The following is a 13,478-nucleotide window of genomic DNA, read 5'->3' on the forward strand; positions in this document are numbered from 1 at the left end:
GCTATGGGGCCTGCTTCGTCAGGACGGGCGTGCCGGGGTCGGCCAGGGTCGCGAGGCGCACGATGGTCATCGGGCCGACCACCCCGTCTTCGGGCAGCCCGGTGCTGCGCTGGAAGGCGCGCATGCGCTCCTCGATCCGGGCGGTGTAGGTGCCGGCCGGCGCTTCGGGCTCCGCGAGGCCCTCCCAGCGCCCGAGCTGGCGCACCACCCACGCCACGTCGGCGCCGCGCATGCCGGTGCCGACGGTGCGGTGCCATCCGGACGGCATCCGCCACAGCAGCGTGTAGTGGCCGTGCCATTGCTGCCGCAGGCTGTCGAGCGCTACCTCGCGCGTGTCGCCGGCGAACGAGATGCGGGCGCGTTCGCCGTCGATCGCAAGCAGCGTCGCGAGGAAGTTCGGGCCGTCGGGCTGGCGCAGTTCGACGATGGCCGGCGCGTTCATTGCCCGCAGCTCGTCCAGCCCGCCGTCGCGCCGCAGGCAGCCGAAGTCGCGGTGCGCGGCGAGGCGGCAGGCGTCGTCGATGCCCACCAGCCGTGCGTCCAGCCCCCACAGCGCGAACAGGCTATGTACGGCCATGACCTCGTGCAGCCAGTGCTCCTCGGGCCTGGGCCAGACGATCGGCGCCGGGGGCGGTGCCGCTACCGTGGCGACAGGCGGCGCGCCCGCCGCGGAGCTGTCTGCGTCGTGTGCCTGGCGTTCCGGCGCGGGGGGCGCAGCAGGTTCCGTGGACGCCGTGGGGGCCGCTGCGACGGCTGTTGCCGTTCCGGTCGCGGGATCCGAAAAGCCGTAATGCCAGGCCGCGGCCGCGCCGCCAACGAGGGCGATGCCGAGCGCCGAGGCCAGCACGATCCGCCGTGCCACGAATGCTTGCGGCACGGAGCCCAGCACTTCGGCCGCCGCCTTGCCGAGCGTGCTGCGCCCGACGCTCGTCTTGCCTTCGACGTAGGCGCCGAGCAGCGCGCGGTCGCAGATCACGTTGATGAGCCGCGGCGTGCCGCCGCTCAGGCGGTAAAGGCGGTTGATCACCGCGTCCGGAAACAGCCGCTGCTGCCCACCGGCGACCGCCAGGCGGTGATTCACGTACGCGCCTACTTCCTGTCGCGACAGCGGTTCCAGGTGGTAGCGCGCGACGATGCGTTGCGCCAGCTGCCGCAGTTCCGGCTGCGCGAGGCGTTCGCGCAGCTCCGGCTGGCCCAGCAGGATGATCTGCAGCAGCTTGCGCTCGTGGGTCTCGAGGTTGGTGAGCAGGCGCAGCTGTTCCAGAACTTCGTTCGACAGGTTCTGCGCTTCGTCGACGATCAGCACCGTCTTGCGTCCGCGCGCGTTGGCGTCGAGCAGATGGCGGTTGATGCGATCCACCAGCACCTTGATCGAGCGCTCGCCGGCCGCGACCGGCACATGCAGCTCGTCGCACAGCGTCGCGAGCAGTTCCACGGTGTCGAGCTTGGGGTTCAGGATGAAGGCGATGTCGCAGCCGTCCGGCACCTGTTCCAGCAGGCAGCGGCAGATCGTGGTCTTGCCGGTGCCGACTTCGCCCGTCAGGAGCACGAAGCCGCCATCGACGCGCAGCCCGTACAACAGGTGCGCGAGCGCTTCGCGATGACGTTCACTCATGAAGAGGTAGCGCGGATCGGGCGCGATCGAGAAGGGCGCCGCGGAAAACCCGAAATACTCGTTGTACATGCGTGCGTCTCGTCGCCGCCGGAGCGGCCGGGCGTCGTTGCGGGAGATCCGGAGCGCGCCAGCAGGGCGGCGCGCTACGCTAGTGTCACATTAGCGGCGCGGATTCGCAAACCGTGCGCTGAGTGCGGAGCCGCCGCGCCGACCTCCGGTGGTGCCCGGTTGCCTCTGCGTCAGGCTGCACTAAACTCCAGTGGTCCCCGCCCACTTGAGTGTGAGTCCTTGAAAGGAGCTGCCGTGCGTATGTCGGCCTCTGGCCCCAGGCGTGAGCAATCGCGAGATGAAGAGCTCGCAAACAGCGTGAGCCACGGCATAGGGTTGGGTGCAGCGCTGGTCGGGACGCCATTTCTCATCAACCGGGCGGCGGAGCAGGGGCAGACCGCATTCACCGTCGGCACGATTGTCTTCGCCGCGACGAGCATTTTTCTTTACCTTGCGTCGACCCTGTATCACGCGCTGCCGGTCGGCAAAGCCAAGCGGATTTTTCGCGTCATCGAGCATTCCGCAATCTTTCTGCTCATCGCCGGCACGTACACGCCGTTCACGCTCGGAATACTTCGTGGTGCCTGGGGGTGGGCGCTACTCGGGATTGTTTGGGGTCTCGCGATGCTCGGCGTGGTCCTCAAGGTGTTCGACAAGGCATCGAATCCCATCTTTTCCACCGGCCTTTATCTATTGATGGGGTGGGTCGTCGTCATCGCGATCGATCCCCTGCTTACACAAATGCCTTCCGCGGGCCTGCTCCTGTTGGTCGCCGGCGGTTTGTCCTACACGGTCGGGGTGGCTTTCTTCGCGACCGATTCGCGGCTGCAATATGGTCACCTGATCTGGCACCTGTTTGTTCTGGCCGGGACGGCATGCCACTATTTTGCGATTCTCTGGTATGCGGCCTGAGAAGCCGGTGTTCGGGGCGATGTGGCGATGAAGGTTCCTATTCGGCTGTTGTCGACCGATGCCGCACAGGGGATGACGGTGAGCTGCGCCCGGCCTTCACACTGAACGCGCACCTGCACTGGATTGCGTCGGGTATTCGCGAGGAGGATGCACATGAACGAGAAGCCTGCAGCCAAGAGGGAGTCGACGGCGGACCGCGAGTTCGTCCATTCGCGCGTGATCGATGCGCCGCGCGAGCGCGTCTTCCGGGCCTTCAGCGATCCCGCGCACCTCGCGCGCTGGTGGGGGCCGAAGGGCTTCAGCAATACTTTCGAGGAGTTCGATTTCCGGTCCGGCGGCAGGTGGCGTTTCATCATGCACGGACCGGATGGCAGGAACTACCCGAACGAAAACGTGTTCGTCGACGTCGCGCCGGAGCGGATCGTGGTCGAACATGTCGTCGGTCACCATTTCGAGCTGACGATCACGCTGACGGTGCAGGGCGAACGGACGCTGGTCGGCTGGCGCCAGCTGTTCGATACGGCGGCGGAGAAGCAGCGGATTGCCGACTTCGTGACCGAGGCGAACGAACAGAACCTCGATCGCCTTGCCGCCGAAGTGCTGAACGTCGCTTGAGTCGTGTATCGCGCATGCCAAATGCGGGCGGCTTGATGCAGAATTGCTGCGCCCCGCGGCGGACGGTTCCGCCCGTCGTGCGCAACTATCGTTCAACTCACCGCGAGTCTTATGGCCATTACCCGCATTCACCTTGCCGCAGCGACTGCCGTGGCCTTTTCCGCCATCGTGCTTGGCGGTACCGTGATCCGTATCGCCCTGTCGAGCGACGCCTTGATGCTGCGCTTCAGCTTCTCGCAGCCGCTGACGTGGATCATGGGGTTGATCGGCATCCTCGTCGCGTGGGGGCTGCTGAAACACTACCGCTGGGCCTGGTGGCTCGGCATGGGGGCGGCCGCCTACGAGCTCTACCGTGTCGGGAGCGTGCTCGTCGAGCACTTCAGCTTCTCGCGCCCGCCGGCCTTCTGGCCGCTGCTGGTTGCCGTGCTGATGCTGACCTTCCTCGTGCTGGCCTTCCCGTCGCACGTGCGGACGTCCTGCAGCCGCTGACCGGCGGTCGTGCATCGTGACGGCAACTCCGTTGGCATCGTGACAGGAGAATGTGCGGCGCCGGCAAACCCGATGGTATGAGCTATATTTCGGAGGCTAGTACAAACGTATTCCGGGGAGGGCGCGTCCATGCTGCATCTCCGTTTTTTCCTGTCTTCACCGGGAGATGTCGCCGACGAGCGCACCTTCGCGCAGCAGGTCATCGAGCAGGAGCTGCCGAAAGACCCGCTGTTGCGTGGCCAGATCACATGTGAGGCGATGCGCTGGGACGATCCGGCTGCGCCCGTGTCGATGCCCGCCACCCTCAGCCCGCAGGACGCGGTCAATCGCGGCCTGGCGAAGCCATCGGAATGCGATGCCGTCATCGTAATCCTGTGGTCGCGACTCGGCACGCGGCTGCCGGATACCTGCACCCGGCCCGACGGCAGCCCGTATCTTTCCGGCACCGAATGGGAGTACGAGGATGCGCTGGCGGCCAAGCCGCCGCCGTTCATCCTCGTCTATCACCGCAAGGGCAAGCCCGATTTCGGCGACCCGAACGATCCCGATTTCGACGAGCGGGTGCAGCAGTTCCGCCGGGTAAAGGCGTTCTTCGACCGCTTCCGCAACCCGGATGGATCGTTGAAGGGGGGCTACGCCGAATACGATACGCCGCAGGAATTTCGCGACCGCCTGCGACTCGACCTGCGGGCTTTCGTCGAGCATCAACTCGCCGCAGGGAAAACGGATGCGCGGGCGCCCCGGATCAAGGCGCCGCCGCCATACGGGCGCATCGTCAAGGCGCTGAATTCGGGCATGGTCGTGCCGATCATCGGCAACGGCATCAGCCATTCCGGGCGTCCGCCCGATGTCCGCTGGAATCCGCAGGAGCTCAGGTTCCTGCCCAGCGGTGCGGAGCTTTCGCTCTTTCTCGCGGACGATACCGAGTTCCCGTCGGAGAAGGAGCGCGACCAGCTCGCCGAGGTCGCGTCGTACTACGAGGCCTTCCACACGCGCGACGCGCTGCACGAGCGCCTGCGCCAGATCCTTGCGCCGCAGGCAGTCGCCGGGGTTGCCATTCCTTCGCTGTACGGATTCCTGGCGGAGGTGTCGCGGCCGCTGCTGATCATCACGAGCAACTACGACACCCAGATCGAGCAGGCTTTCCGCGCCGCCCAGCGGCCCTATGACCTGGTCGTCTATTCCGAACTGAAGGATCTCGGCAATGCCGTCCTGTGGTGGCCGCATGGGGCCGCGCAGCCGCAGACCCCGGCGCCCAACGAGCTCTATATCGATCTCGACACGACCACCGTGATCTTCAAGATGCACGGGTCGATCCTGCCCGAGACGTCCGAATGGGACAGCTTCGTGATCACCGAATCGGACTACGTGGAGCTGCTGTCGCGCATCGCCAGCAAGTCCGCGATTCCGGCGCTGTTCGCCACGCATTGCCGCGACCGCAACCTGCTGTTCCTCGGTTACAGCCTGCGCGACTGGAGCTTCCGCACGATCCTGCAGAGCCTCAATCGGTTCTTTGCCAAGCGGTCGGCCGCTGCGGGTGACGACGAGATCCAGTCCTGGGCCATCGACGACCAGTTCTCGGAACTCGAACTCAAGTTCTGGCAGAAACGCGGGGTGTACCCCTATGAGGTGACGATAGACGAGTTCGTCCGCACGCTGCGTTCGAGGATGACGCCGTGAGTGCGGGCAGCGACGAACGGGTGCGCTGCCCCTACGTGGGCTTGCAGCCGTTCGAGGAACGCGACCATGAATTCTTTTTCGGACGTGAGCGCGATCAACACATCATCATTTCCAACCTGCTGTCCTCGCCGCTGACGATTCTTTACGGCGCCAGCGGCGTCGGCAAGAGTTCGGTGCTGTTGGCGGGGGTGATTCCGCAGTTGCGTCGCGAACGGCCGAAAACCCCCGTGGTGGTGTTTCGCAACTGGGTGGATCGCGACTTCCAGCTTGCGCTCACGCGTGCGTGCATCGACGCCGTGTGGGCGCAGCATGGGGACCAGCCGAAGCCGGCGGAGTCGCTGCCTTTCGATGAAGTCCTGCGCGCCTGCGGCGAGGCGGCCCACGGCCCCGTCCTGGTGCTCTTCGACCAGTTCGAGGAGTACTTCCTCTACCACCCCAAGTCCACCGACCCGAACTCCTTCGAAGCGCAGTTCGCACGCGCGGTGAATCGTGATGATGTCGATGTCGGCTTTCTCATCGCATTGCGCGACGACAGTCTCTCCAAGCTCGACCGCTTCCAGGAACGCATTCACAACCTGATGAGCAACCGCCTGCGGCTGAACCATCTCGACACCGCCGGGGCCGCCGTCGCCATCCGCAAGCCGCTCGAGGTGTGGAACGCCAGGCAGGCGCCGGGGCAGCCGCACGTCGACATCGAGGACGGGTTGATCGACGAGCTGCTGCGCCAGGTGCGCATCGGCGAGGTGTCGGCCGGTCGCCACGGCGGCAGCGGCGGCAGGCAGACGGACGATGGCTACATCGAGGCGCCTTTCCTCCAGCTCGTGATGGTCCGGCTGTGGGAGGAGGAGCGCGAAGCACATTCGTACACCCTGCGGCGAGCCACGCTGGACCGCCTGAAGGGCGCGAACGAGATCGTCCGCACGCACCTGGACAATGCGATGGCCCGACTGGACGAGACCAGTCAGGCGGTGTGCGCCACTTTCTTCGATCGCCTCGTTACCCCGACCGGCAGCAAGGTCGCCTGCAGCGCGGCCGACCTCACCAGCTGGGCGGGCGAGCTGGCGCCCAAGGTGCCCGAGGTGCTGGGTTCGCTCACCGATGCGCGAAACCGCATCCTGCGCACCGTTGCCGTGCCCGATCGTCCGGACGCGACGCGCTACGAGGTGTTCCACGACGTGCTGGCCCCGGCGATTCTCGACTGGCGCCGGCGCTACGTCGCCGACCAGGGGCGAGCCGCCGAGGTCAGGCAGGCGCGCGAACAGGCCGCGAAGCGCGCGCTGCGCCAGTGGCTGTTCGCGATGGGGGTGATGGCCGGCGCCGCAGTCACCGGCTGGATCTACGCGTCGTGGGAGGAGCGGCGCTCCGGGGCGAACCAGAAGGCGGCCGAATCGATCTCCATCGCGCCCTTCGATGCCGGGCGCGCGCTCGATCTCGCGCTCGAGGCGGTCGAAGCGACGGCACCATTCGGCATGTCGCCGACCTTCGCGGCGCGGATCGGCCTGGCGCCGACGGCCGTGGCCGAGGATGCCTTGCGCCAGGCGATCCAGGCCTCCCGCCTCGTCTGGACATTGCCGGTGAGCAAGAAATGGGTGTCGGACCTGGCATTCAGCCCCGACGGGCACCGGCTGGCCACGGCGGACCAGGACAAGACGGTCAAGCTGTGGAACATCGCCGAAGGACGCCCGCGAGAACCCCTGGTTTCGTTTGCCCACGACAAGTGGGTGCGCAATGTCGCCTTCCTGCCCGCGGGCGACCGGCTCGTGACCTCCGCCGAGGACAAGGCCTATCTTTGGGCGGTCGATGCGCCGCAGACGCCGCTCCGCACATTCGAGCACGGAAGCCCGATCTACAGCGCCTTCGCCGTCAGCCAGGACGGCAGGCGCCTTGCGACGGGCGGTGCCGGAGACAAGGAACACAAGGGGCGCGTGATCAAGGTGTGGGAGCTCGATGACTCCGCGACTGAAACGGTGCCGCTCGCCACCCTCGATGTCGGTGGCGCGTGGGTCATGGGGCTCGCCTTCAGCCCGGACGGCTGCTGCCTGGCGACGGCTTGCGTGGAGCGGGGCGATGGGGCCCGAACCGCCGCCGGCATGTGGAGCCTGACAACCGGCGCCGAGATCCTGCGGCTGCCGCTCACCGAGGCGAGCGATGCCGTGGCGTTCACGCACGGCGGAAAATCGCTGGTCACCGCCAGCCGCGACGCATGGGTGCGCGTGTGGCAGCCTGCCGGCGAGACGCTCGACGAGCTGCTCGCCCGGGTGGGCGAATCGAACCCGCCGCCCGGTGCCGAACTTTCACTGCATCCGGACTGGAGCATGCGCATCCTGGCCGGTCACGGCGACCGGGTACGGGATGTGGCCGCGAGCCCGGAGGGCAGGTACCTCGCAAGTTCCGCGGGCGACTCCACGGCGAGGATCTGGGACAGCGAAACCGGCGAAAACCTGCTGACGCTGGTCGGCCATACGTCCTTTGTCGAGGCGGTCAAATTCAGTCCGGACGGGCGCCATGTGGCCACTGCGAGTCGCGACGGAACGGTAAAGTTCTGGAACATCGAGGGCCACTTCAAGACCGTCACCAGCCTCGCATTCAGCGCCGATGGCCGCCAGCTCGTCACGGGCAGCGGCGACCGCACGGCAAGGATCTGGGATCTGTCCGGCGGCTCGCCGGTCCTGCGCCACATGCTGCGCGGCCACACCGGTCAGGTGTTCCGTGTCGCCTTCGCTCCGGGTGGTGCGCAGGTCGCCACCGCCGGGCTGGACAACACGGTCAGGCTTTGGGACGTGGCGACCGGGGCCCAGACGGCCATCCTGCAAAAGCACAAGGATCAGTTGCGGGGGCTGGCGTTTAGCGCCGACGGCAAACGGCTCGCGAGTTCGGGAGCCGATGGTTACGCGTGGCTGTACGAACTCGATGGCAGCGGCTTTCCTGCCGTATCGGTATCGCATGGCGGCAAGAGTATCGTCCAGGCCTCGGCCGTCGCTTTCCATCCGGGCAAGGAACAGTGGGCGACCAGCGGCTTCGACGGCAAGCTCCAGCTGTGGGACTTCGCTGCGCGGAATGTCGGCACGATCGAGCTTCCGGAGGCGGCGCGCACGCTCGGGACGCGCTTCGCCGAACTCGCCTTCAGCCCCGATGGCTCCCATATCGCCGCGCTCGTGCAGCGCCGTGTGTACCTGTGGCCGGTCAGCGCCTTCGGGCAGCCAAATGCCGAGCCCGCCGCCACCTTCACCATCGACGGCGTCCGTTACTGTGCCGCAATCGCATACAGCCATGACGGCAGGCAGCTTGCCGTCGCGTGCAACGATGCCGGGGTGAGGGTCTTCGACATGGACAAGCTTGAACTCGTGAAGACCATCACCGTGCACAAGAACGACGTGCGCGACCTCGCCTTCAGCCCGGACGGGACCCGACTGGCGACGGCGAGCAGCGACAGGACCTTCAACGTGTCGCCCCTTGGCTTCGAGGAACTGTACGCAGCGGCGCAGCGTCTCCAGCGCGAGACCCGGGGTGGCGAGGACTAGCCACGCGAATCCGCTCCGGACAGGGTTGTCCGGAGGTCATGCATGAGAGGAAAAGGAATGATCGAGATCGTCCCTTACTCGCCGGCGCATGCCGACGGTGTCGTCGACGTGATCCTGCCCATCCAGCAATCCGAATTCGGTATCCCGATCACGCTGGAGGGGCAACCCGATCTGCGCAACATCCCCGGCTTCTATCAGCAGGGGCGCGGCAATTTCTGGGTTGCGCTGGACGGCGGCCTGCCCGTCGGGACCATCGGCTTGCTCGATATCGGCGCGAACCAGGCGGCACTGCGCAAGATGTTCGTGAAGGCCTCGCACCGCGGCGGGGGGAATGGCGTCGCGCGGCACCTGCTTGAAACCCTGCTGGAGTGGTGCCGGACATGCGATGTGCATGACGTGTTTCTCGGCACGACGGCGAAGTTCCTTGCGGCGCATCGCTTCTACGAGAAAAATGGCTTCCGCGAAATCGCCCGAGCTGACCTGCCGGCGAGTTTTCCCGTGATGGCGGTCGATTCGAAGTTCTATTGCCGGGCGCCCTGATCGCAAGGCAGCCGCACTCGCGGCGCGGGCGTGGAAGCCTATTCCCATGTTCCCTTCATGGTAGAACCTGCCATGAAGGCCGTGTATGCTTTTTGGATCGATCGGCGGCTCGAATCCCTTATCCGTAGAAGGACTGGTCCAGCCCCAGGAATCCGGCCGCGCTCGAGTTGGCGAATGACCGTTGTTTCACTGAGGGAAACATGTTCCTACTCGACAAGCTGTTCGGCAGGATCAAGGGGGCGGCACCGGCCGCGGTGGCAGCGGGCGACTCATCCGGACCAGCGCCGGTCCGTGCGCCCGCCAATCCGGCGACGGGAGCCGCTGCGCCGGGCACGCAGATCCGCCACGATCCGGCCCTGATCTCCGCACTCATGCAGGATCACGTGGCTTTGCTGGATATCCATGCGGCCATCGCTGCGGCCCTCGACGGCGGGCGGCTCGATGTCGTGCAGAGGCGGTTGGAGGAGTTCAGGATCGCGCTCATGGATCATCTGCTCAAGGAAAACGTCCGGCTCTACGTCTATCTGGAGCATTCCCTGCGGCCGGACGCGGTCAGTCACCAGCTGATGCGCGAGTTTCGACACGAAATGGACGGCATCGGACGCGCCGTCGTCGATTTTCTGGACAAGTACAAGGAGCTGGGCCGCCACTCCGAACTCGCCGGGGCATTCCGGAAGGATCTCGCGGCGATCGGGCAAGCCCTGGTGAGCCGGATCCGGCGGGAGGAGGATATCCTCTATCCGATGTACCTTCCCGCGGCGTGAGGCGGGTCCGGACGGGCGCCCGCGGCAGGATCCCGGCGCGTCGGTCCCTCGCATCCGCCTGATTCGATTCGCACACTCGAGGAGTGACAATGAAACTGATCGGCATGCTCGACTCGCCCTACGTCCGCCGCGTGGCGGTTTCCATGCAGCTTCTCGGGCTGCGCTTCGAACACCAGTCGCTGTCGGTGTTCCGCAATTTCCCCGAATTCCAGGCGATCAATCCCGTGGTGAAGGCGCCGTCGTTCATCTGCGACGACGGCGAGGTGCTGATGGATTCGACGCTGATCCTGGAATATGCCGAAGCGCTCGCCCGGCCGGGTCGCAGCCTGATGCCCACGTCCGTGGCGGAGCTTCAGCACGCGCTGCGCGTGATCGGGCTGGCGCTGGCGGCGTGCGAGAAGAGTGTGCAGATCATCTACGAGCGTGGACAGCGTCCGCCCGAGAAAAGGCACGAACCGTGGGTCGAGCGCGTCACCGGACAGCTGCTTGCCGCCTTTGGCGCATTGGAGCAGGAGGTGAAGCGGCGACCGCTCGCGGTGACGAGCGCGACGATCGACCAGGCGGGCGTGACGACGGCGATCGCGTGGCACTTCACGCAGCAGACGCATCCCGAGGTGGTCCCGGCAGCGAACTATCCGAACCTGGCGGCGCTTTCGGCCAAGGCCGAAGCCCTACCGGAATTTCTCGCGGCGCAGTACGGTGCGGGTACATATCGGCACGCAGGCTAAGGGCAGGGGGAGGCTGATCGTATTCGACGGGCTCTTCCTCGGCATCGTCCTGTCGGTGAGTTTCCGTCGGAGCCGAATCCGATGAAAGGAGCAAGGTGATGATCTACAAGGGTAGCTGCCATTGCGGTCAGGTGACCTTCGAGGTCGAAGGCGAACTCACCCAGGTGATGGACTGCAACTGCTCGATATGCTCGCGCAAGGGGGCGTTGATGTGGTTCGTTCCGCGCGACAAGCTGCGCCTGCTGACGCCGGAGGACAAGCTCAGCACCTACACCTTCAATACGCACACGATCAAGCATCGCTTCTGCCCGACTTGCGGCATCCACCCGTTCGGCGAAGGGACGGATCCGCAGGGCAACCGCATGGCGGCGATCAACGTGCGTTGCCTGGAGGGCGTGAAGCTCGCGTCCCTGCCCGTGAAGCACTTCGACGGGCGCTCGCGCTAGCCGCTCCTGCCCGCCGGGCCAGGACGCCCGCTGCCGATCGGCTCAGGCGCGGTTGAGCCGCTTCCACAAGGTCGTGCGCGACATGCCGAGGCGACGGGCGGCCTCGGCCTTGTTTCCGCCGCACGCGTCGAGCATGCGGCGGATCTGCGCGTGCTCCTCGTCCGGCGGCAGTGGTGTCGCGTAGTAGCGCGTCAGCGACAAGGGCACTGGTGCGGCGGGTGGCGACTCGATCCGCGCCGCCACGTCGGGCAGCAGGTGTCGCGGCAGGATCGTCGTCCCATCCGAGTTCACGACCGCATATTCCAGCGCGTTGAACAGTTGCCGCACATTCCCGGGCCAGGGGTAGGACTCCATCGCCACGATTGCCTCCGGCGACAGTCGCAGCTCGGGCCGGTGGTAGCGTCCGCTCAGTTCGCCGAGCAACTGGCTCGCGAGCAGTGCGATGTCCTCCCGGCGCTCTCGCAACGCCGGCACGTGCAGCGGAAGGACGTGCAGACGGTAATAGAGATCCTCACGAAACTCGCCGCGGGCGACCAGCGCAGCCAGATCGCGGTGTGTCGCCGCGACGACGCGTACATCCACCTTGCGCGGATGATTTTCGCCCACACGCACGATCTCTCGTTCCTGCAGCACGCGCAGCAGCCGGGTCTGCGTCGCGGGAGAAATCTCGCCGATTTCGTCGAGCAGCAGCGTGCCGCCGTTGGCCGCCTCGAAACGGCCGATGCGCGCGCCGGTGGCGCCGGAAAACGAACCTTTCGCGTGACCGAAGAGTTCGGATTCCTGCAGGTTCTCCGGCAGCGAAGCGCAATGCACGGCCACGTACGGGCCTTTCGCGCGCGGCGAATTGTCGTGCAGCGCGCGGGCGACCAACTCCTTGCCGACGCCGCTTTCGCCGGTGATCAACACGTTCGCTTCGCTCGCCGCGACGCGCAGCGCCTTCTGGTAGAAGTCCTGCATCGCGCGGCTGCGGCCAGTGAGTCCGCCGAGCTGCCAGCGGTCGCGGACCTCGGCTTCCAGTTCCAGCTCGCGTGAGCGGTCGCGCAGGATGATCGCGCAGTACAGCCCGGATTCGTTCGGCGGCAACAGCATCGCCCACATGCGCAGCGGGACGTCGATGCCTGCAGGCGAGGGGATCACGATGTCCTGGATCTTGTCGTCCTCGCCCTTCGCCGGGGTCAGCGAACATTGCCCGCGCGCTTCGCAGGCGCGGGCACACTCCGTGCCGGGGAACAAGGTCGGGCACAGTGCATCGACCACGCGCGGATTGTCGCGCCCAATCATCCGCGCGGCGGCGCTATTCATCTCGAGCACGCGACGCGTGGAATCCAGAAACAGCACGCCTTCTTCGAGGCTGTCGAGAAACACTCTCAAGGTCGCCAGACTCGGCATCGAAATCCTCCTTCCGTTCAGACTGAACGTTCAACGTGAACGTTCAGTTGTGCTGGCGACCACATTTCAACAGCGATCGCCGCTACGAAAAATGATTGGGATCAATCGTTTGCAGAAGGTGGCACGGTGCTGGCTAAGTGAATGCACGGGGGACGTTCCGTCCCGAAGACGATCGCATGACAGGAGAATCCACCGTGCAACCAATCGCTTGGCAAATATCGCTTGTGCTGATGACGCTCGTCGCGTTCGGCTTTGCCTTTGTCGCCATCAATTCCGGCCGGCGCCAGGACGACTACACGCCGCTGCAGAAGAGCGCCTATCGCCTGCGTACGCGGCTGTTCTGGGGGCTGGTTCTGGTATTCGGTCCGGCCATGATCTACACATTGCTGGATCTGCCGTACGACGCAGCACGCGCACGCGCCGGTTCGGGGGCGGTGCAGGTCGTCGACGCGACCGGTTACCAGTGGCGCTGGGAACTGAGCCGGGACCACGTCGCCGCGGGCCAGCCGGTCGAGTTCCGCGTGACCAGCGCGGACGTCAATCACGGCTTCGGCATCTACGACGCCAATCTGCATCTGGTCGCGCAGACGCAGGCGATGCCGGGCTACACGAACACGCTGCGCCACACCTTCGCCGAGGCCGGAACCTACAAGGTCCTGTGCATGGAGTACTGCGGCGTCGCCCACCACAACATGATGACCGAGATCCGGGTCGTCGCTCAGTAACGGAGG

The 13,478-nt window shown here is 66.0% G+C and carries 12 protein-coding genes; 10 read left to right on the forward strand and 2 right to left on the reverse strand.

Annotated elements, in window-relative coordinates; translation table 11 throughout:
• Position 1: 1 nt before the first annotated feature.
• Complete coding sequence (locus tag BW991_RS22605) at positions 2-1,684, reverse strand: ExeA family protein (protein WP_076604373.1); 1,683 nt, start codon at positions 1,682-1,684, stop codon at positions 2-4.
• Positions 1,685-1,924: 240 nt separating this feature from the next.
• On the opposite strand from BW991_RS22605, the gene trhA reads away from it, so the two are divergent.
• The 9 genes from trhA to BW991_RS22650 all read left to right on the forward strand — a co-directional run bounded on the left by trhA (position 1,925) and on the right by BW991_RS22650 (position 11,358).
• Positions 1,925-2,575: a PAQR family membrane homeostasis protein TrhA gene (gene trhA / locus BW991_RS22610; RefSeq protein ID WP_076604374.1), complete on the forward strand. Its 651-nt coding sequence runs from the start codon at positions 1,925-1,927 to the stop codon at positions 2,573-2,575.
• Positions 2,576-2,728: 153 nt separating this feature from the next.
• Positions 2,729-3,190, forward strand: a complete 462-nt coding sequence (locus tag BW991_RS22615) for an SRPBCC family protein (RefSeq protein WP_076604375.1) — start codon at positions 2,729-2,731, stop codon at positions 3,188-3,190.
• Between the two features lie 111 nt (positions 3,191-3,301).
• Entirely contained in the window at positions 3,302-3,679 is a 378-nt protein-coding gene (locus tag BW991_RS22620) for a hypothetical protein (protein WP_076604376.1), read from the forward strand.
• A gap of 129 nt (positions 3,680-3,808) precedes the next feature.
• The gene (locus BW991_RS22625) at positions 3,809-5,359 is read left to right on the forward strand and encodes an SIR2 family NAD-dependent protein deacylase (RefSeq protein WP_244551792.1); all 1,551 of its coding nucleotides are present in this window, start codon (positions 3,809-3,811) and stop codon (positions 5,357-5,359) included.
• The gene (locus tag BW991_RS22630; RefSeq protein ID WP_076604377.1) at positions 5,356-8,880 is read left to right on the forward strand and encodes a WD40 repeat domain-containing protein; all 3,525 of its coding nucleotides are present in this window, start codon (positions 5,356-5,358) and stop codon (positions 8,878-8,880) included. Before BW991_RS22625 ends, BW991_RS22630 begins: the two co-directional genes overlap by 4 nt.
• A gap of 57 nt (positions 8,881-8,937) precedes the next feature.
• Positions 8,938-9,420 (forward strand): GNAT family N-acetyltransferase, encoded by a 483-nt coding sequence (locus BW991_RS22635; RefSeq protein ID WP_076604378.1) that lies wholly within the window; start codon positions 8,938-8,940, stop codon positions 9,418-9,420.
• A gap of 200 nt (positions 9,421-9,620) precedes the next feature.
• Positions 9,621-10,184, forward strand: coding sequence for a hemerythrin domain-containing protein (locus BW991_RS22640; RefSeq protein ID WP_076604379.1), 564 nt, complete (start codon positions 9,621-9,623; stop codon positions 10,182-10,184).
• Between the two features lie 89 nt (positions 10,185-10,273).
• A complete protein-coding gene (locus BW991_RS22645) occupies positions 10,274-10,912 on the forward strand; it encodes a glutathione S-transferase (protein WP_076604380.1) in 639 nt (212 codons plus the stop codon).
• A 98-nt stretch (positions 10,913-11,010) separates the two neighbouring features.
• The gene (locus BW991_RS22650; RefSeq protein ID WP_076604381.1) at positions 11,011-11,358 is read left to right on the forward strand and encodes a GFA family protein; all 348 of its coding nucleotides are present in this window, start codon (positions 11,011-11,013) and stop codon (positions 11,356-11,358) included.
• Between the two features lie 42 nt (positions 11,359-11,400).
• On the opposite strand, the gene BW991_RS22655 is transcribed toward BW991_RS22650, so the two are convergent.
• A complete protein-coding gene (locus BW991_RS22655) occupies positions 11,401-12,747 on the reverse strand; it encodes a sigma-54 interaction domain-containing protein (protein ID WP_076604382.1) in 1,347 nt (448 codons plus the stop codon).
• A 194-nt stretch (positions 12,748-12,941) separates the two neighbouring features.
• Between BW991_RS22655 and BW991_RS22660 the strand changes: the two genes are divergently transcribed.
• Positions 12,942-13,472: a cupredoxin domain-containing protein gene (locus BW991_RS22660; protein WP_088179660.1), complete on the forward strand. Its 531-nt coding sequence runs from the start codon at positions 12,942-12,944 to the stop codon at positions 13,470-13,472.
• The last annotated feature ends 6 nt before the right edge of the window (positions 13,473-13,478 follow it).

This window comes from Aromatoleum tolulyticum, assembly GCF_900156155.1.
GTDB lineage: Bacteria > Pseudomonadota > Gammaproteobacteria > Burkholderiales > Rhodocyclaceae > Aromatoleum > Aromatoleum tolulyticum.

Bases quoted from the DNA above. Each gene is read 5' to 3' on its own strand.
- BW991_RS22645 (WP_076604380.1), top strand. From the start codon at position 10,274: ATGAAACTGATCGGCATGCTCGACTCGCCCTACGTCCGCCGCGTGGCG.
- BW991_RS22625 (WP_244551792.1), top strand. From the start codon at position 3,809: ATGCTGCATCTCCGTTTTTTCCTGTCTTCACCGGGAGATGTCGCCGAC.
- trhA (WP_076604374.1), top strand. From the start codon at position 1,925: ATGTCGGCCTCTGGCCCCAGGCGTGAGCAATCGCGAGATGAAGAGCTC.
- BW991_RS22615 (WP_076604375.1), top strand. From the start codon at position 2,729: ATGAACGAGAAGCCTGCAGCCAAGAGGGAGTCGACGGCGGACCGCGAG.
- BW991_RS22640 (WP_076604379.1), top strand. From the start codon at position 9,621: ATGTTCCTACTCGACAAGCTGTTCGGCAGGATCAAGGGGGCGGCACCG.
- BW991_RS22635 (WP_076604378.1), top strand. From the start codon at position 8,938: ATGATCGAGATCGTCCCTTACTCGCCGGCGCATGCCGACGGTGTCGTC.
- BW991_RS22650 (WP_076604381.1), top strand. From the start codon at position 11,011: ATGATCTACAAGGGTAGCTGCCATTGCGGTCAGGTGACCTTCGAGGTC.
- BW991_RS22620 (WP_076604376.1), top strand. From the start codon at position 3,302: ATGGCCATTACCCGCATTCACCTTGCCGCAGCGACTGCCGTGGCCTTT.
- BW991_RS22655 (WP_076604382.1), bottom strand. From the start codon at position 12,747: ATGCCGAGTCTGGCGACCTTGAGAGTGTTTCTCGACAGCCTCGAAGAA.
- BW991_RS22605 (WP_076604373.1), bottom strand. From the start codon at position 1,684: ATGTACAACGAGTATTTCGGGTTTTCCGCGGCGCCCTTCTCGATCGCG.